The sequence below is a fragment of the Actinomadura sp. 7K534 genome (assembly GCF_004348575.1).
In the GTDB taxonomy this organism is placed as follows: domain Bacteria; phylum Actinomycetota; class Actinomycetes; order Streptosporangiales; family Streptosporangiaceae; genus Spirillospora; species Spirillospora livida.
The window spans coordinates 29,679-47,962 of sequence record NZ_SMKB01000032.1; the positions used below are offsets into that span (position 1 = coordinate 29,679).

Sequence of the window (18,284 nt, forward strand, 5' to 3'; positions counted from 1 at the left end):
CGGCGGCACGCACCCGCCGCCGTGGCCCTGCCGGTGCCCGGGACGGGCGGTCCCTTCGGGGGCGGGCTTCCGGTGATGGTTGAGGAGGCCAATCCGGGGGACGAGATCCCCCCGAGGACGGTTTCGATTCCTCGCCCCCCGAATCGAAGGGACAAGGACGCGCCATGACCGAGTCCGCCGCCATGACCGACGACGAAGTGCGGCAGATCGACGCGTACTGGAGAGCGGCCAACTACCTGTCCGTGGGGCAGATCTACCTGCTGGACAACCCGCTGCTCCGCGAGCCGCTCCGGCGGGACCACATCAAGCCGCGGCTGCTCGGCCACTGGGGCACCACCCCCGGCCTGAACTTCTGCTACGCGCACCTCAACCGTGCGATCAAGACTCGCGACCTGGACATGATCTACATCATGGGGCCGGGGCACGGGGGTCCCGCGGCCGTCGCGAACGCCTGGCTGGAGGGCACCTACAGCGAGGTGTACCCGGACGTGTCGCTGGACGAGCCGGGCATGCGGCGGCTGTTCCGGCAGTTCTCGTTCCCCGGCGGCATCCCCAGCCATGTCGCGCCGGAGACGCCGGGCTCGATCCACGAGGGCGGCGAGCTGGGGTACTCGCTGGCCCACGCTTACGGGGCGGCGTTCGACAACCCCGGCCTGGTCGTCGCGTGCATCGTCGGGGACGGCGAGGCCGAGACCGGGCCGCTGGCGGCGAGCTGGCACTCCAACAAGTTCCTCGACCCGGTGAAGGACGGCGCCGTCCTGCCGATCCTGCACCTGAACGGCTACAAGATCGCCAATCCGTCGTTCCTCGCGCGGATCCCCGAGCAGGAGCTCGTCCAACTGCTCGACGGCTACGGGTACCAGCCGTTCCTGGTGAGCGGGGACGAGCCCGCGTCCATGCACCGCAAGATGGCCGCCGCGCTCGACCAGGCGCTCGCCGAGATCGCCGAGATCCAGCGCGGCGCCCGCGAGGCCGGGGCCAAGGGGCGGCGCCGCTGGCCGGTGATCGTCCTGCGGTCGCCCAAGGGCTGGACGGGCCCGGAGGAGGTCGACGGGAAGCCGGTCGAGGACACGTGGCGGTCCCACCAGGTCCCGCTCGGCGGCGTCCGCGACAACCCGGAGCACCTGGCCCAGCTGGCGGAGTGGCTGCGGTCGTACCGCCCGGACGAGCTGTTCGACGGCACGGGCCGCCCGGTCGCCGAGCTGCTGGCCGCGGCGCCCGGCGGCGAGCGCCGGATGAGCGCCAACCCGCACGCCAACGGCGGGCTGCTGCTGAAGCCGCTCGTCCTGCCCGACTTCCGCGACTACGCGGTCCCGGTCGACAAGCCCGGCACGACCAGTACCGAGCCCACCCGCACGTTCGGGTCGTTCCTGCGCGACGTCGTGCGGGCGAACCCGTCCAACTTCCGCATCATGGGCGCCGACGAGACCGCGTCCAACCGCCTCCAGGACGTGTTCGAGGCCACCGACCGCGTGTTCCAGGGCGAGCTGCTCCCCACCGACGAGCACCAGGCCCCGTCCGGGCAGGTCATGGAGGTGCTGAGCGAGCACCTGTGCCAGGGCTGGCTGGAGGGCTACCTCCTCACCGGGCGGCACGGGCTCTTCAACAGCTACGAGGCGTTCGTCCACATCGTGGACGCGATGTTCAACCAGCACGCCAAGTGGCTGAAGGTCACCCGGAAGCTGCCGTGGCGGGCGCCGATCGCGTCGCTGAACTACCTGCTGTCCTCGCACGTGTGGCGGCAGGACCACAACGGCTTCACCCACCAGGACCCCGGGTTCCTCGACGTCGTCCTGAACAAGAAGCCGGAGATCGTCCGCGTGTACCTGCCGCCGGACGCGAACACGCTGCTGTCGGTGGGGGACCACGTTCTGCGGTCCCGCGACTACGTCAACGTCGTCGTGGCGGGCAAGCAGCCGGCGCTGAACTGGCTGCCGATGGACGCCGCCATCGCGCACTGCACCCGCGGCATCGGCATCTGGGAATGGGCGTCCACCGACGGCGGCGCCGACCCCGACGTCGTCCTCGCCTGCGCGGGCGACATCCCGACGCTGGAGACGCTCGCCGCCGTCGACCTGCTGCGGCGGCTGTTCCCCGACCTGCGCGTCCGGGTCGTGAACGTCGTCGACCTCATGCGGCTGCAGCCCGACAGCGAGCACCCGCACGGCATGCCGGACCGCGACTACGACGCGCTGTTCACCACCGACAAGCCGGTCATCTTCGCGTTCCACGGCTACCCGTACCTCATCCACCGGCTCACCTACCGCCGCGCCGGGCACCCGCACCTGCACGTCCGGGGCTACAAGGAGGAGGGCACGACCACCACGCCGTTCGACATGGTCATGCTGAACGACCTGGACCGCTACCACCTCGTCATGGACGTGATCGACCGCGTCCCGTCGCTCGGCGGGCGCGTCGCCCACGTCCGGCAGCGGATGGCCGACCAGCGGCTCGCGGCCCGCGCCTACACGCGGCTGCACGGCGAGGACGCGCCCGAGGTCAGCGAGTGGACCTGGCCCTACTGAGAGGTGAGCCGTCGGTGGCGGAGCGGTACTGAGGAGCGGTGATGCGGGTACTCACGGTCAACCCCGGGTCGAGCAGCCTGAAGGTGAGCCTCCTGGACGACGACGACACCGTCCTCGCGGTGGAGTCCGGAGTCGGCCACGAGATGGGCCCGACGGTGACCGACATGCCGCCCCCGGACGCGATCGGGCTGCGGTTCGTCCACGGCGGCACCGACTTCCCCGGGCCGGTGCTCATCGACGGCAAGGTGACCGAGCGGCTGCACGAGCTGGCCGACCTGGCGCCGCTGCACCAGCCGGCGTCGCTGGAGGCGCTGGCGGAGATCACCGAGGCGCTTCCGGGCGTCCCCGCCGTCGCCTGCTTCGACACCTCGTTCCACGCCGCCCTCCCGGCTGCCGCCGCCACGTACGCGCTCCCCGGGGAGTGGCGGCGCCGGTTCGGGCTGCGCCGCTACGGGTTCCACGGCCTGTCGTTCGCCTACGCCGTCCGCCGGACGGCCGAGATGCTCGGCACCGTTCCGGCCCGGACGGTCGTCTGCCACCTCGGGGCCGGGGCGTCGCTCTGCGCCGTCGCCGAGGGCCGCTCGGTCGACACGACGATGGGGTTCACGCCTTTGGAGGGCCTGGTCATGGCGTCCCGGGCGGGCAGCGTCGACCCCGGCATCCCGCTGTGGCTGGTCAGGCACGGCCTCTCCGCGGAGGACGTCAACACCGCGCTGGAGCGCGACTCGGGACTGCGCGGCCTCACCGGGACCGGCGACATGCGCAAGGTCCGCCAGCTGGCCGCGGAACGCGACGCGGACGCACTCGCCGCCCTGGACGTCTACCACCACCGGCTCCGCGCCTGCGCCGCCGCTATGACCGCGTCGCTCGGCGGTCTCGACGCGCTCGTGTTCACGGGGGGCGTCGGCGAACACGACCAGTCCGTGCGGATGCGCCTGGCGGAAGATCTCGCCTACCTCGGCGTCTCCATCGACCCGGACCGCAACACGGCGGCGGACGACGACACCGACATCACAGCTCCCGGCGCCTCCGTCCGCACACTCGTGATCGAGGCCCGCGAGGACCTGGAGATCGCCGCCGGGACCCGCCGGGTCCTCGGTCACGATTAAGCCCCTGCCGCACCGACCGGCGGTCGGTTGTCCGATGCGGACGCGGCCTCTACCTGGCCCTCGACCTATCGCCGGATGGCCATTGTCCAGTGGAACACGCACGAGAATGAGTTCCGTGTCGCTGTACCTTGGACGTTCGTCGTTAAATGGATGATGGCCGTACGTCCGATGTAGTCGGCCCCCCAGGTTCGATGGTGGAACAGCCCTGCAAGCCATTCACGAGCCATCTCTTCGCGCGCGCGCGGGAGATTTGAGCGAGGTCACAGAAAAGATCTCCAGGATCGATTTTGTTCGTGAATTCCGGTGGTCAAACCATCTCCCTCATGTCACTCTGTGCACTGGAAGTCACACGAAGAGTGCACACAGGCCGCCCTTCCACGGCAGCCGGCGCTCATGGCCGGTCGTCACCGGCCGTCCACGGTCAAGGGAGACAAAGCAATGGGACAACGTCCGAACGATCTGCGCCCCTGGGAGTCGCCTAACGCGCTGTTCGGATCCGAGCTGCGGCGCTACCGGGAAGCCGCGGGGCTGAGCATCGCGGGCCTGTGCGACCTGCTCCAGGACAGCGCGCCCTACTCGAAGAGCACGATCGGCACCGTGGAACGCGGGGAAACACGTCCTGACCGGCTCCTCGCCGTCCAGGCCGACCGCGTCCTCGACACCCGCGAGGCACTGACCCATCTGTGGGACGGCCTGTTCAAGGGCGCCAACGCCGTCCCGGCATGGTTCGCCGACTGGGCGATGCAGGAACCGAAGTTCGACGCGATCCGGAGCTACCAGCCACTGGTCGTTCCTGGACTTCTCCAGACTCCCGCTTACGCGGCCCACCTGCTCGACAACGACGAGGCCGCCGTTGAGGCTCGCCTCGCACGGCAGGAGGTCCTGGCCAGTGCAACACCACCACGTCTGATGTACGTGATGGATGAGAGCGTGCTTCTCAGGGACGCGGGAAACCCCGAGGTGATGCGTGACCAGCTTCAGCACCTGCTGGCGGTCTCCTGCCGTCGAGTCCGCGTCCAGATCGCCCCGCTCCGCCTGCACGAGGGCATCGGCGGAGCCTTCGCCATCGGAACTCTCCCGGATGGCGGCGAGGTAGGGTACAAAGACAACGCAGTCAGCGGCGACACGACCACCGATCGCCTCGAAATCAAACGGCTCACCGGGCTGTTCGCGTCAATTCAGTCCGCCGCGTACCCCGTGGACCAGTCCCTCGAACTGATAGCAAAGGTGGCGAAGGAAAAGTGGACCTGAGCACCGCCGTATGGCGGAAGTCGAGCCGCAGCTCCAACAACGGCGGCGACTGCGTCGAAGTCGCCCGTATGAGCGACGCCGTCGCCATCCGCGACAGCAAGAACCCCCACGGACCCAAGCTCCTCCTCACCCCCCATGACTTCAGGAACCTCACCCGGTCTCTGAAGAACGCCTGATCTCCAGGGTCCTGCCGGCTCCGTGTGCCGGCGTTCGCAGCCACGGTTCGTAGCCGCAGTTCGTGGGTTCGCGAGCCCATATTCGGCGGCCGTGCGGTGGGGGCGGCGCTGCGTACGGGGCCGCCCCTCCAAAGTCAAGGGCGCCTTCGGCGTCGCTTCGCGATGGGACTCCGTCCCACCCTTGACTTCGGAGCCTCTGCGGCCCCTGAGTGCAGCTTTCGTCGGGCAGGCTCCGCCTGCCCTCTGCCCGACGCGCCGCCCCCACCGCCAGCCAAGAGCTCCGCCGTCAGCCCTTCCAGCGTTGGCCCTTCCAGCGATGGCCCTTCAATTCGCTTCGTTTTCTTTTGGGACACGGAGTTGACGGGGTGGGCGGCAGGTTTATCAAGGCGAGGCGGTGTCCGAATTTTCGGGTTAGTTCTTTTGTTGGTCGGCGCCAAGTCCGACGTGGCGTAGGGGTGACAATTTTGGCTCCCGCTATGGGCTATAGGAGGGGTGGGTGGGCCTTAGAATTGAGGTATGGAAAGAGTTGCGGTCGATCTGGCGGTGGCGTCCACCATGGAATTGGTGAACGCCGCGTCCGCGATCGCGGCCGAACTCGCCCGGCGCGAACCGCCCGAATCTGCGGCCGCCTGCCTGGAACTCACCGAAGCCCTTTCCACGGCCACTGACATGAACGAGGCCGCCCTCACTGGATTCGTCTCCGTCGTGGACGCCGGTCGTGAGGTGCAGCGCTGGGGTTTCCCGTCCACGCAGTCGTGGCTCCGCAACCGGCTCGGCATGCGCGACTCCCGCGCCAAGGAACGGCTCGTCCTCGCTCGGCAGCGGCACCGCCTGACCGAGGTCACCGGACGGTGGAGCGCCGGTGACCTGTCCCTCGGCTACGCCGCCACGATCGCGGGAGCGGTCGCCCGTCTTGACGATGAGGACTGCGCCACCGCTGAGAAGATCCTGCTCGGCATGGTCGCCCAGGACTTCTCCGCCGGGAAGGTGGCTTCGTTCGGCCGCCGTATCCGTGACGTGATCGCAGAGCGGGACGGCACCGAACCGGCACCCGACGATGCTCAGCGGGGCTATGACCGGTCCTGGCTCGACTCGACGCGTTCCCTGGACGGCGGGCGGTACATCAAGGGATGGCTGAACGCCGAGGACGCCGCCATCTGGGACGGAACGCTCGGGCCGCTCGCCAAGCCCGCCGGTACCGATGACCGCCGCGACCTGTCCGAGCGGACCGCGGCGGCGTTGTCCTCCGTGTTGTCGGGCGGGCACAAGGCCACCAAGGTCACCGTCATCTGCGACCTGGACACCCTCACCGGCGGCACCGCACCCGGAAGACTGACCGACGGCACACCCGTCCCCGCCGAGCAGGCCCGGCGGATCGCGCTGGCGGCCGGGGTCTCGCCGCTGCTGCTGGGACGCGGTCACGTGCCGCTCTACCTCGGATACCGGGAGCGGTTCGCCTCCCCCGGGCAGCGACGGGTTCTCGAGGCCCTCTACCCCACTTGCGCGGTGGTGGGCTGCGAGGTCCCCGGAACATTGAGCGAGGTCGACCACGTCAATGGCTGGGCGCTGGGCGACAGCCCCACCGACGTCGACCAGCTGACCCTGACCTGCGGATTCCACAACCGGTACAAGGCCGCGCACCCTGGTCGGATCACGGTCCGCCGAGATACCGAAGGCCGCTACAGCTACCGTCTCCAGAAGCCTGAAACCGGCATCGGAGGCAAGACCGTGACACCCATCGCGACCGGCCGTCCGCCCCCTTGGAACCAGGCCGCCTGAACCTGGGCCGCCCCCTCCCTCGGCTGCGCACCGGTTCCGCCGGAAATGCAGCCGCCCATCACGCTGCCCATTGCCTTATGAGCGTGCTGTGGACGGTGTCGTCAAAGGCCGAGGGCAGATCACACCGAGCCTCGGCACCGCCGCCCAGATCCGTGGCTCCGGCGGCGCCCCCAGAGGACGCCGGTCGGGCAGGGCTTTGGGGAGGTGCGACTGCCCGGGGGCGTGATCGGCGACACGGCTCACTTCGATGACCGTGGCTTGGGAACACCGTCGCCGTCTTCCCCGGCAGGCCGGCCGTCGCGGCCGCGGTGCGTGCGGTGGGTGAGCAGGGCCTTCGTCGCTCGCACCGCGCCGCTCCTCAGCCCTTGGCGTCCGCGACCTTGTTCGGGCCGGCGAAGCCGAACAGGTAGCCGGCGACCCTGCGCATCTGGATCTCCTCGGCTCCCTCGGTGATGCGGTAGCGGCGGTGGTGGCGGTAGATGTGCTCGAACGGGGTGTGCCGGGTGTAGCCGAGGCCGCCGTGGACCTGCATGGCGCGGTCTGCGGCGTCGCACACGAACCGGTTGGCCCGGTAGTTGCACATCGAGACCCGGTCGCTGATCTCCATGTGCGGGACGCGGTCCAACTCCCAGGCGGTCTTGCGGACCAGGCCGCGCAGCATCTCGGCTTCGGTCTGCAGCTCCACAAGCGGCCACTGGATCGCCTGCCGGGTGGCCAGCGGCCGCCCGAACGTGACCCGCTCACGCGCGTAGGCAACGCTGCGGTCGATGCAGTACTGCCCGGCCCCGACCCCCGAGGCCGCCTGGCGGATCCGGTTCTCGTGCACGAACGTCTGCGCCACCGCGAGCCCCTCGCCCACCTCCCCGAAGACCGCCGAGTGCGGCACCCGCACATCGCGGATGGTCACCTCGGCGTGGTCGGTGGGCATGTTGAAGGTCCACCAGTGGAAGTCGACCGAGAAGCCCGGCGCATCGGTCGGCACGAAGAACGCGGTGATCCCGCGGGCGTCGCCGGGCTCGCCACCGGTGCGGGCGAACACCACGTCGTGGGTGGCCGAGTGCATCCCGGAGTTGAACCGCTTGGCGCCGTTGATGACCCAGTCGCCGCCGTCGCGGACCGCGGTGGTCTGCATCCAGGTCGCGTCGCTGCCGTGATCGGGCTCGGTCAGCCCGAAGCCGATCCGCTTGGCGCCGGTCAGCATCGGCTCCAGGTACTCCTGCTTCTGCTCGGGCGTCCCGAACTCCAGCAGCATGTGCGCGAACGGGAAGTTCCCGACGACGGACGCCTCGTTCTGCAGGTCGTTGTGCAGCCCGAGCCCCTTGTGCGCCAGGTGCTCGCGGATCACCGCCATGTCGAGGTTCGTCCCGCCGGAGCCCCCGGCCTCCTCCGGCAGGCCGAAGCGCAGCCACCCCGCCGCGTCCGCCCGGCGGAACATCTCACCCAGCAGTTCCTCCCACTCCGGGCGCGGCACACCCCCGTTCTCGAAATCGGTACGGGAGTACTCGCGGCGGTGGTCGAAGAACCGCTCGTTGTCGTCCTGGGCCTGCAGCGGCGCGATCTCCCGCTCGATGAACGCGTCCAGGTCCGCAAGACGCCGGGTCAGCTCCTCCGGAAGATCGAAATCCATACAATCTCCTCAACCTTTGTGGTGCGGGCCAGCATGGCACCCGCCGCCGCCCGGCAGGAAGGGCGGGGTCACCGCACGCTTACTGCCGCCGGGCCGCCGTCGGCCCCCGGCGCGGGTGCGTCCGTCGTCCCGGCCCCGGACGCCCCTTCCGCCGATGCCGCCGCCCGGGACCGTAGGGTGCGGGTCGTCACGCCGCCCGCAGGACGGACAGTTTCCGCGGCGCGACGGTGCGGACCGTGACGCGCACCCGGCGCCCGCTCCCGCGCGGTCTGGCAGCGCGCGGATGCTTGAACACCGTGCGGCCGAGCACCGCCGCGTAATCGGGATGGTCGACGGATGGCGGCGGGGGCGGGGACCGGGAATCCCAGTTGCCCGGGGCCAGCCCGGAAATCCATTCCCACACGTCGAAGAAACGCCCCCAGGGGATTTTCACCGTATAGGCGCTGGCGACCTTGAACTCCGTGCCGAGACTCCAGGAGCGCCGGGTCATCGGCGCCACGTCCTGCCCCACGACCTCCACTTCGCGAAGCGAGACGTACCTGGACCGGAAACGGGTACGGAAGTGCGACGTCTTGACGTCCATATACGCCTGCAGCCTGCCGTCCCCCGACATCGTGAGGCCGAAGTCCGGCGGGTTGAGAAAGCGCAGCCGGCCGCTCATCGAAGCCCGCGCCTCGAAGGAGAGCCCGGTGTGGCGCATTCCCAGGGCCGAGCCCACGGAAAAGGATCCGCCGACGCCGGCGCCTCCTTCGAAGGTGAGCGCCATTGCGTCCCGGGTGAGCGTACTGGTCACCCCGCCGCCGATTCCCCGGTAGAAACTGAACTTGAGGTCGAGGCCGGCGTCGTCCACGGGAATCGAGACGACGGAATCCCGGCCGGTGTCCGAGTTGTCCCCGGATTGGCGCCGCAGCGCCGCCCGCGCGGCGGAGTACGGCGCGTTCCCCGGTAACGGCCCCTCGCCGGAGAAGTCCCGCGAGGCGCAGGAGACGTCGACGACACAACCGCAGGCGCGGACGAGATCCGTCCGCACCTTCGGGACGATCAGCATTGCCGGAGCGGCCAGGACCATGGCGGTCACCAGGACGATCCGGACACGCCTGTCCCTGCATGCTCGCTTCATGATTCCTCAGTCCGCGTACCTGCCCCACCCGTACAGAACAGCGACACTATAACTCTAAGTATCCAAAGAAACACATAGAGTAACTACTGGCTTCTTTACGCGACATAGCGGCGTGGGCCGGGTATGTGGGGCGGATAGCACGGGATGCCCCCGGCACGGGAGGAACACGACGAGCCGGGCCCGCCGCACCGCCTCCGCGAGATCGCTGGAGGCGGGCGGCGGGCTCGGGAGCGGATCGGCCGGTCAGGACGCGGCGAGTTCGCGCCGGCGTTCGGCCCACTGGAGGGAGTGGCGGATGGCGTCCTCGATGGTGTACTCGGCCTTCCAGCCGAGCAGGTCCCGCGCCTTGGCCGGGTCGACGAAGGCGCCGACGACGTCCCCGGGGCGGGCGGGGGCGTCCTCGGCCCGGAAGCCGTCGCCGACGACCTCCCGGAAGGCGTCCACCAGTTCGCGGACGGTGGTCCCGTCGCCCGTGCCGAGGTTGATCACCTGGTAGCCGGGGCGGTCCCCCAGCGGCGGGATGATCGAGTCGAAGCGCAGGGCGGCCTCGTAGAAGGCGCGGGCGATGTCCCAGACGTGGATGTAGTCGCGGATCGCCGTGCCGTCCCGCGTCGGCCAGTCCACCCCGGTGATCTTGAAGGGGACGCCGAGGTCGTGGCACTCGATCATCTTGCCGAGGGCGTGCGTGGGCTTGCTGCTCTGCAGGCCGGTCCGCAGCTGCGGGTCCGCGCCGATCGGGTTGAGGTAGCGCAGCGAGACCACCCGCAGCCTCGACGCCTTGGTGAGGTCCTCCATCAGCAGCTCGGCCATCATCTTCGAGCGGGTGTAGGGGTTCTGGGGCTCCAGCGCGGAGGTCTCCGACACCGAGAGGTCCGGCTCGGGGCGGTACATCCCCGCGGTGGACGCGAAGATCATCCGGTCCCGGCCGTTGCGGATGAGGTGGCCGGCGAGGTCGAGGGTCTTGCTGAGGTTGACCCGGTAGTAGCGCAGCGGGTCGGCCATCGAGTCGGGCACCACGATCAGCGCGGCGCAGTGGACGGTCGTGACGATGTCGGGGTGCTCCCGGAAGATCCGGTCCACCAGCTCGCCGTCGCCGATGTCGCCCCGGTAGAAGATCCTCCCGTCGGCGAACTCCGGCCGGCCCGTGACGAGGCTGTCGAGCACCACGGGCGTCACTCCGCGTTCGGCGAAGGCGGAGGCGATGGTGCTGCCGATGAAACCGGCTCCCCCGGTGATCAGGACTTTCATGTGGCATCCCCTGATAGCCGTGCGTCCCCTGAAAGTGGTCACGCTCAGGATCAGGAGGCGGTCGCGGAGGGTCAACGGCCCGCACCCCAGGTGACCGGGTCCGGACGCCGGTGAACCGGCGGGGCCCTCCGGACGTCCGCGCACGAGTTCTTCTACGGCCGTCACCAGCGGGGATCCCGGGAGCGCGCCGGACGGCCCGGCGGACGTCCGAAACGGGCGGCCGGCGAGCGGGGGCGGCGAGCGGGCGAGTACAGCATTTGCAGGATCCGCCGCGCGGCGGCAGCGGTCATCGTCGGTGGATGCAACCGACCCGCGTCCTCATCGTGGACGACCACGCGCTCTTCGCCGAGGCCCTCGCGGCCCGGCTGGGCCGCGAGCCCGATCTGGTGATCCTGCCGATCGCGGCCGACGTGCGGCGCGCTCTCGCGCTGACCACCACCGAGCGCCCGCGGGTGCTCGTCCTGGACCTGACGCTCGGCGCGGAGAACGGGCTCGACGTCCTGGACCGGGTCCGCGAAGCGCACCCGGACGTGCGGGTCGTCGTGCTGACCGCGATGAGCGATCTGGACGCGCTGGTCCAGGCCGTCCGGCGCGGCGCCGTGGGCTGGCTGGAGAAGACTGAGAGCGCGGACCTCGTCGCCCGGGTGATCAGGTCCGCGGCCCGGCAGGGCGGCTGGATCCCGCCGGACGTGCTCGGCGAGGTGCTGCGCCGGCTCGTGCGCGGCGACGGGGAGCCGGCCGGCGGGGCCGCGCTCCTCGCCGGGCTGACGCCGCGCGAACGCGAGGTCCTGCAGTGCATGGTGGACGGCCTCGGCCGCGCGGAGATCGCGGAGCGGCTGGGCCTGTCGGCGAACACCGTCCGCACCCACACGCAGAACCTGCTGTCGAAGCTCGACATGCATTCCGCGCTGGAGGCCATCACGCTCGCGATGCGCGCCGGTATGCGCCCCACCGATCCCTGAGCCCCTCCCCCGCACCTGGTGCAAACGGCGTAGACGGGGGTCGTCTTTTGGGCGATTGCCCGCGTGACGGGCCTTCCTACGCTCGCCGTGACGAGGCCGAAGGGGAAGATCGTGGAGCTCGACGAAGTCGCGGCGCGGGTGGTTCGCAGCTACTGGGTGCTCTTGACGGTCATGACCGTCCTCCCGCTGACGCTGGTGGCGCTGCTGATGAGCGGCCGGGAGCCGGCGGCGGTGGCGCAGTCGCGGCTGCAGGCCGGCGCGACGTCGGCGGACGCGGCGGCCGGCGAGGCGGGCGCGAGCGTCGTGGTCAGCCAGGTGAAGGCGTTCGCGACCAGCGAGGGCCTGCTGACCGAGGTGCTGCGGGAGCAGAAGGCCGACCGGTCCGCGCGCAAGGTCGCCAAGTCGGTCGAGGTGACCGGGCTCGGGTCCTCGACCGTGGTCGAGCTGTCGGTGAAGGACCGGGACCCCGCCGTCGCGCAGCGGCTCACCGACGCCATCGCGACCAAGGTCGTCCGGCAGATCAACCACTCCAACCAGGACGCGATCCGCAGGCAGGTCGACGAGATCGACGAGCGGATCGGGAAACTGGAGGACAAGCTCGGGCCGCTGGCGCGGCGGGCGGGCGGCACGTTCCCCGACATCTCGGCGGCCAACGAGCGGGAGCGGGTGCAGGCGGAGCTGAGCGGCCTGCGGTCGAACCGCTCGGACCTGATGACGCAGCTCACCTCCGCGGGAACGGCGTCGGTGGTGCAGCACGCGGTGCCCGCGCCCCGGCGCGACCCGACGGTCATGATGGCGGCGATCGCGGGGCTGGCCGGGCTGGTCGGCGGCATCCTGATCGCGGTCGTGGCGGAGATGGTCCGGCCCACGATCCCGGGGCAGCGGCGGGTCGCGCGGCGGCTCGGGGTGCCGCTGCTCGGCTGGGCCGACCGGGGCCCCGCGCAGCTCGCCGACCTCGGCCGGCGGGTGCGGCTGGCGGCGAAGAAGGAGGGCGTCGGCCGGGTCACGCTGGTCGGCGCGCCCGGACCGCTGCCGCCGCGGCTGGTGTCGACGGTGGCGGCGGCCGTCTACGGCGACGAGACGCGGCCGGTGCAGCTCCGTCACGGCCGCGCGGCCGAGAACGGCGTCCCTGACGGCGGCGCCCCCGAAGGCGGGGAGGACGCCGGCGACGGCCCCTCCCTGAACAGCGACGGACCCGGCGGCCGGAGCGGCACGTCCGTGGTCCGCGCCGGCGGCGGCACCGCGGTCATGGCGAAGAAGCCGGGCGAGGTGTCGCCGTCGGAGACCACCCAGCCGGTCCCGGTCCGGCGCGCGTGCCACGTGCACGCGTTCGAGGACATCGACCCGGGCGCCGACGACACGGTCGGCGTGGTCGTGGTGGTCGGGCGGGTGACGACGGTGGCGGGGCTGGAGACGGTCCGCGACCTCGTCGCCGCGTCCGGCTGGCCGCTGCTCGGCGTCGTCGGCGCGTCGCGCAAGGCGACGACCCGCATTTCCGCACGCAGGCCCGCCAAGGGGCGCGAGACCAAGGAGTAGCCAGATGAGTTCAGCCGTTCCGTTCTGCGTCCCGCCGCTCACCGAGGGGGTGCCCGAGGCGGTCGCGAAGGTGCTCGACGGCCGGTGGCTCACCACCGGGCCGGACACCGCCGCGTTCGAGCAGGAGTTCGCCGACCACATCGGCGCCGCGCACGTCGTCGCGGTCGCCTCGTGCACCAGCGCGCTGGAGCTGAGCCTGCGCGCGATGGGCCTGCCGCCGGGGTCGCCGGTGCTGACGCCCAGCCTGACGTTCTGCGGCGCGATCAACGCGATCCTGCACGCCGGGCACCGCCCCGTCTTCGCCGACATCGACGAGGAGACGCTGGTGCCGAGCCCGGACACGGTCGCCGCCGCGGCGGCCCGGGTGGCGCCCGCCGCGATGGTCACCCAGAACCAGGCCGGCTACCCGGTGGACGTGCCGGCGCTCGCCGAGGCGGTCGGCCTCGACCGGTCGCGGGTGGTGGAGGACACCGCGCACGGGCCCGGCGCGGCGCGCGGCGGCGCCCCGGTCGGCTCGTCCTCGCACGCGGCGTGCTTCTCCTTCTACGCGACGAAGAACATGCCGATCGGCGAGGGCGGGGCCGTCGCGACGAGGGACGAGGAGTTCGCCGACCGGGTCCGGGCGATGCGGCTGCACGGGATGAGCAAGGACTCGTGGAAGCGGTACCTGCCGGGCGGTAGCTGGCGGTACGACGTGAAGGACGTCGGGCTGAAGGCGAACATGACCGACGTCCAGGCGACGATCGGCCGCGCCCAGATCCGCTCGCTGCCGGGCTGGCAGCAGACCCGCCGGGAGCTCGTCGCCCGCTACGACGAGGCGCTCGCCGGGGTGCCCGGGGTCGTCCTCCCGCAGCGGGAGAGCCTCGACGGCGTCCAGCACGCGTGGCACCTCTACCAGGTGCGCGTCCCGGACCGCGACGCGGTCGGCGACGCGATGCGGGAGGCGGGCGTCGGGACGTCCGTGCACTTCATCCCGGCGCACCAGCTGTCGGCCTACCGGTCGATCCTCGGCGAGGACGAGTGCGGCGGCCTCCCGGTCACCGACCGGGTCGGCGAGGAGCTGCTGTCGCTGCCGCTCTACCCGGGCCTGACCGCGGACGGCCAGGACCGGGTCGTCGCCGCCCTCACCGAGGCCCTGCGGACCCGGGCCTGACCGTGCGCTGGATCCCGCCGCACCGCCCGTCCCGGGGATTCCGCGTGTCGTTCGGCGACCGGGCCGCCGCGCCGCCCGCCGCGCCGCCGGCCGGTCCGTTCAGCCCGCTGCTGGACCGGGCCGAGATCCCGCTCGGCGACCAGCGGGGGCGGCGCCTGCTGCGCGGCCGGCGGGTGCTCGTCACCGGCGCGTGCGGGACGGTCGGCGGCGCGCTGTGCCGGCGGGTCTGGCGGCTCGGCCCGGCCGCGCTGTGCCTGGTCGACAAGGACGGGCGCGGGCTGGAGCGGCTCGCCCGGGAACTGGCCGGGCGGCCGGGCGGCGGGCGCGTCACCCTGGCCGAGGCGGACGTGCGGGACGCCCCCCGCGTCGACGCCGTCGTCGGGGAGGCGCGGCCCGAGCGGCTCTTCCACGCGGCGGGCCGGTACCGGCTGGCCGAGGTCGAGCACGACCCGTGCCGCGGCGTCGCCGACAACGTGCTCGGCACCAGGCACGTCCTCGACGCGGCGGTGCGGCACGGGGTGCGGCGCCTCGTGCTCGTCTCGTCCGACCGGGCGGCGGAGCCGACGTCGGTGCTCGGCGCGACGATGCGGCTCGCGGAACTGCTGCTGCAGACGGCGACGGGCGGCCCGACGTGCTTCGCCGCCGTCCGCGTCGGCGGCGTCATCGGCGCGCCGGGCACGCCGTTCGGCCCGCTCGCCCGCCGGATCGCCGCCGGCGAGGTCGTCACGATCGCGCACCCGGAGGCCGCGCGGCACGTCATGACGGTGACGGAGGCGGCGGGCCTGCTGATCGAGGCGGCGGCGCTGGCGGAGGAGGCGGAGACGTTCGCCCTCGACATCGGCAGCCCCGTCCCGGTGCTCGACCTGGTCCAGCGGTACGCCGCGCAGCTCCGCTCGCCCGCGGTGACGATCAGGTTCCGCGGGCTCGGTCCCGGCGAGAAGCTCGCCGAGAAGGCGTTCGCCGACTCCGAGCGGCGGATCCGCACCGCCCACCCGAAGATCTGGGGGACCCGGCCGCTGCCGCCGCCCGGCGGGGTGCCGCGGCTGCTCGACGCGCTCGCCGCGGCGGTCGAGGCGGGCGACGCGGACGAGGTGCGGCTGCTGCTGCGCCGCCTGCTGCCGGAGTACCGGCCGGCCAGGCGTTCCCTCCCGGCCAGTGAGGTGATCCGTGAGTACAGGTAGGAACCCGTGAGTACAGGTAGGAAGCTGCGCGTCGCGCAGGTCATCACCCGCTTCAACGGCGGCGGCGGCCGGGTGGCGCTGAACGGGGCGCTCGCGCTGCCGGACGGCACGTACGAGCGCGCGATCGTCACCGGCGGCGTCGGCATGGACAGCGAACCCTCGGCGAGGGGTGCCGCGGGCCGTTCCGCCGCGGGCCGCGACGCCGTCCTGCACGGCGATGAAGCCGTGGCGAACGCCGCCGCCGGGGACCTCACGCCCGCGGCGTACCGGGCCGGGATGGAGATCGTCCAGGTGGGGCCGCTGGTGCCGCAGATCTCGCCGCGCGACGACCTCGCCGCGCTGTCGACCCTCACGCGCGTGCTGGCGGAGGGGCGGTACGACGTCGTCCACACCCATTCGTCCAAGGCGGGCGTCATCGGGCGGCTCGCGGCGGCCCGCGCCGGGGTGCCCCGCATCGTGCACACCTGGCACGGGTTCCCGTTCAACGAGTTCCAGTCGTGGGCGCGGCGCAGCGCCTACATCCGCCTGGAGCGCATCGCGGCGAAGCACACCGACGCGTTCCTCGGGATCGGGTCGGAGACGGTGACGACCGCGCTGCGGCTCGGCCTCACGACGCCGGAGCGGGTGCGGCTGTCGTGGCCGGCCGTGGACGTCGACGCCTACGCGCCCGCCCCCGGGGCCAGGGCGCAGGCGCGCCGCCGCCTCGACCTGCCGCTCGGCGTGAAGGTCGTCGGGTCGGTCGGCCGGCTGACCTTCCAGAAGGGCCCGGAGATCTTCGCGAAGGCCATCGCCCGGCTGCCGGACGACGTGTTCGGGCTGTGGGTCGGCGGCGGCCCCATGGCGGAGCGGCTGGCGAAGCTGACCGCGAGGCTCGGCGTCGAGGACCGGATGCGCTGGCTCGGGCACAGCGACGACGTCGCCGCCGTCCTGCCGGCGTTCGACCTGATGGCGATGGCGAGCCGCTGGGAGGGGCTGCCCTGCGTGCTGGTCGAGGCGATCAGCGCGGGGATCCCGCTGGTCGCGACGGCCGTCCCGTCCAACCAGGACCTCGTCCTCGCCGGGGAGACCGGCCTGCTCGTCCCGCCGGAGGACCCGGAGCGGCTCGCCGGCGCCATCGCGGCGCTGCTGGACGACCCGGCCGCCGCCGACCGGATGGCCGAGCGCGCCCGCGGCCGGATCGGCGAGTGGTTCACCCCCGCCCACCTCGGCACGGTGCTGGACGAGACGTACCGCGGCACGTCCCGGCGGCCCTACCGGCGGTCATGACGGCGACCGCGACCAGGTCCGCTCCGACGACCGCCCCGGCAGCCGGGGCGCCGCCGCAGCCCCCGCCGCCCCGGCGGGGGCTGCGGCTGGAGGCCGTCGCCCTGGTCGCCGGCATCGCGTCGCTGCCGATGCTGATGCCCGCCGGGCTCGCCCCCGGGCCCGGCAACACCGCCCTGCCCGACGCCGTGCTGGGCGGCCTCGTCCTCGTGACGTTCCTGTGGGCGGGGACGCGGAAGGTCCCGCTCCGCTGGCCGTACCTCGTGCCGACCCTGCTCACGGTCATCGCGGGCGGCGTCGCGGCGCTCGCCAACGACGGCGCCGGGGGGCTCACGCTCGTCAAGGACCTGTACGTCCTGCTGTGGGCGGTCTGCATCGCCAACCTCGGCCGCGACCCGTCGCTGCTCCGCGTCGCGCTGCGCGCCTTCGTCTGGACGGGTACGGCCTACGCGCTCGTGATGATGGCCGGCTTCGCGATCGGGAACGACGCGCTGTCCGGCAAGCAGGTCGACGGCGAGCGCCTCATGTTCACGTTCGGCGACGCCAACTACGCGGCCAACTGGTTCATCTGCGTCTTCTTCATCGTGCGCGCCACCCGCTTCCCGGAGCGGACGTGGGCGCGCCGCGCCGTGTGCGGGATCCTCCTCGCCGCCGAGCTGCTGACCGGCTCGAACGGCGGCCTGCTCGCGCTGTGCTGCGCCCTGCTGCTCGGCTACCTGTTCCGGCTGTTCCGCGAGGGCAAGGCCCACCACGCCGTCGCGGTCGGCGCCGCGGCCGCGCTCTTCGGCGGCGGCGCGGTCGTCACGGTCACCCAGGTCGACATCCAGCCGTTCCTGGACCGCGCCGGGCAGGCGTCCCCGATCCTGCGCGACTCGATCGGCCGGACGACCGGGGAGAGCACCGAGTCCCGCAGCACCGTCTTCGCGACGACCTGGGACATGATCGAGGCTCAGGAGCACCCGTGGGGCATCGGCGCCGCGCAGACCGAGACGCAGATGCGCGTCCGGCAGGAGGCGTACGTCCAGGAGGCGCACAACGACTACATCGCGTCCGTCCTCGAACGCGGGTTCATCGGCGGGGTCGCGCTGATCCTGCTGCTGGCGGTGCTGATCCTGCGGACCCTGCGGATCGCGCGGCGGGACGCGCTGGAACCCGAGTACGCGCGGCTCGTCCCGCATCCCGAGCTCTTCGGCGCCCTCCTGGTCGTGTTCCTCGTCTGCGGCCTGTTCTACGAGGTGCTGCACTACCGGCACGGCTTCGCCGTCTTCGGCCTGATCGCGGCCCTCGACCTCTTCGGCCGCCGCGCGCCCGCCGCACCCGCCTTGACCGCGAACGCCACACCCTGTCTCTTATA

13 protein-coding genes and 1 pseudogene are annotated in these 18,284 nt (G+C 72.0%); 11 read left to right on the forward strand and 3 right to left on the reverse strand.

From position 1 onward, the window contains the following. Positions 1-161 precede the first annotated feature (161 nt). The 5 genes and pseudogenes from E1266_RS09775 to E1266_RS09795 all read left to right on the forward strand — a co-directional run. Positions 162-2,525 (forward strand): annotated as a pseudogene (locus E1266_RS09775) (phosphoketolase family protein); the annotation flags it as partial. Positions 2,526-2,566: 41 nt separating this feature from the next. Further along, on the forward strand, positions 2,567-3,634 hold the full coding sequence (locus tag E1266_RS09780; RefSeq protein ID WP_132045980.1) for an acetate/propionate family kinase: 1,068 nt from the start codon (positions 2,567-2,569) through the stop codon (positions 3,632-3,634). Positions 3,635-4,072: 438 nt separating this feature from the next. Beyond that, on the forward strand, positions 4,073-4,885 hold the full coding sequence (locus E1266_RS09785; protein WP_165966003.1) for a helix-turn-helix transcriptional regulator: 813 nt from the start codon (positions 4,073-4,075) through the stop codon (positions 4,883-4,885). Then, a complete protein-coding gene (locus E1266_RS09790) occupies positions 4,876-5,061 on the forward strand; it encodes a DUF397 domain-containing protein (RefSeq protein ID WP_132045984.1) in 186 nt (61 codons plus the stop codon). The genes E1266_RS09785 and E1266_RS09790 overlap by 10 nt, the downstream gene beginning before the upstream one ends. A 516-nt stretch (positions 5,062-5,577) precedes the next feature. Next, positions 5,578-6,840 carry an HNH endonuclease signature motif containing protein gene (locus E1266_RS09795; RefSeq protein ID WP_132045985.1) on the forward strand — a complete coding sequence of 421 codons (1,263 nt, stop codon included), beginning with the start codon at positions 5,578-5,580 and terminating at the stop codon, positions 6,838-6,840. A 358-nt stretch (positions 6,841-7,198) separates the two neighbouring features. Here E1266_RS09795 and E1266_RS09800 read toward each other — a convergent pair whose 3' ends face one another. The 3 genes from E1266_RS09800 to galE form a co-directional block, all read right to left on the reverse strand. Further along, the gene (locus E1266_RS09800; RefSeq protein WP_132045987.1) at positions 7,199-8,467 is read right to left on the reverse strand and encodes an acyl-CoA dehydrogenase family protein; all 1,269 of its coding nucleotides are present in this window, start codon (positions 8,465-8,467) and stop codon (positions 7,199-7,201) included. A 187-nt stretch (positions 8,468-8,654) separates the two neighbouring features. Beyond that, positions 8,655-9,545 (reverse strand): hypothetical protein, encoded by an 891-nt coding sequence (locus E1266_RS09805; protein WP_132045988.1) that lies wholly within the window; start codon positions 9,543-9,545, stop codon positions 8,655-8,657. A 285-nt stretch (positions 9,546-9,830) separates the two neighbouring features. Then, a complete protein-coding gene (galE, locus tag E1266_RS09810) occupies positions 9,831-10,835 on the reverse strand; it encodes a UDP-glucose 4-epimerase GalE (protein ID WP_132045989.1) in 1,005 nt (334 codons plus the stop codon). Positions 10,836-11,134: 299 nt separating this feature from the next. Here galE and E1266_RS09815 point away from each other — a divergent pair, with 299 nt between their 5' ends. The 6 genes from E1266_RS09815 to E1266_RS09840 form a co-directional block, all read left to right on the forward strand. After that, entirely contained in the window at positions 11,135-11,797 is a 663-nt protein-coding gene (locus tag E1266_RS09815; RefSeq protein WP_132045990.1) for a response regulator transcription factor, read from the forward strand. Positions 11,798-11,884: 87 nt separating this feature from the next. Then, positions 11,885-13,333, forward strand: coding sequence for a hypothetical protein (locus tag E1266_RS09820; protein ID WP_165966004.1), 1,449 nt, complete (start codon positions 11,885-11,887; stop codon positions 13,331-13,333). A 4-nt stretch (positions 13,334-13,337) separates the two neighbouring features. Next, positions 13,338-14,486 (forward strand): DegT/DnrJ/EryC1/StrS aminotransferase family protein, encoded by a 1,149-nt coding sequence (locus E1266_RS09825; RefSeq protein ID WP_132045992.1) that lies wholly within the window; start codon positions 13,338-13,340, stop codon positions 14,484-14,486. A 44-nt stretch (positions 14,487-14,530) separates the two neighbouring features. Next, positions 14,531-15,667, forward strand: coding sequence for an SDR family NAD(P)-dependent oxidoreductase (locus E1266_RS09830; protein WP_165966005.1), 1,137 nt, complete (start codon positions 14,531-14,533; stop codon positions 15,665-15,667). A gap of 6 nt (positions 15,668-15,673) precedes the next feature. Next, on the forward strand, positions 15,674-16,933 hold the full coding sequence (locus E1266_RS09835; RefSeq protein ID WP_132045994.1) for a glycosyltransferase: 1,260 nt from the start codon (positions 15,674-15,676) through the stop codon (positions 16,931-16,933). Then, on the forward strand, positions 16,930-18,284 hold a 1,355-nt coding region (locus E1266_RS09840; protein WP_207945522.1), incomplete at its 3' end, for an O-antigen ligase family protein. The genes E1266_RS09835 and E1266_RS09840, both read left to right, overlap by 4 nt.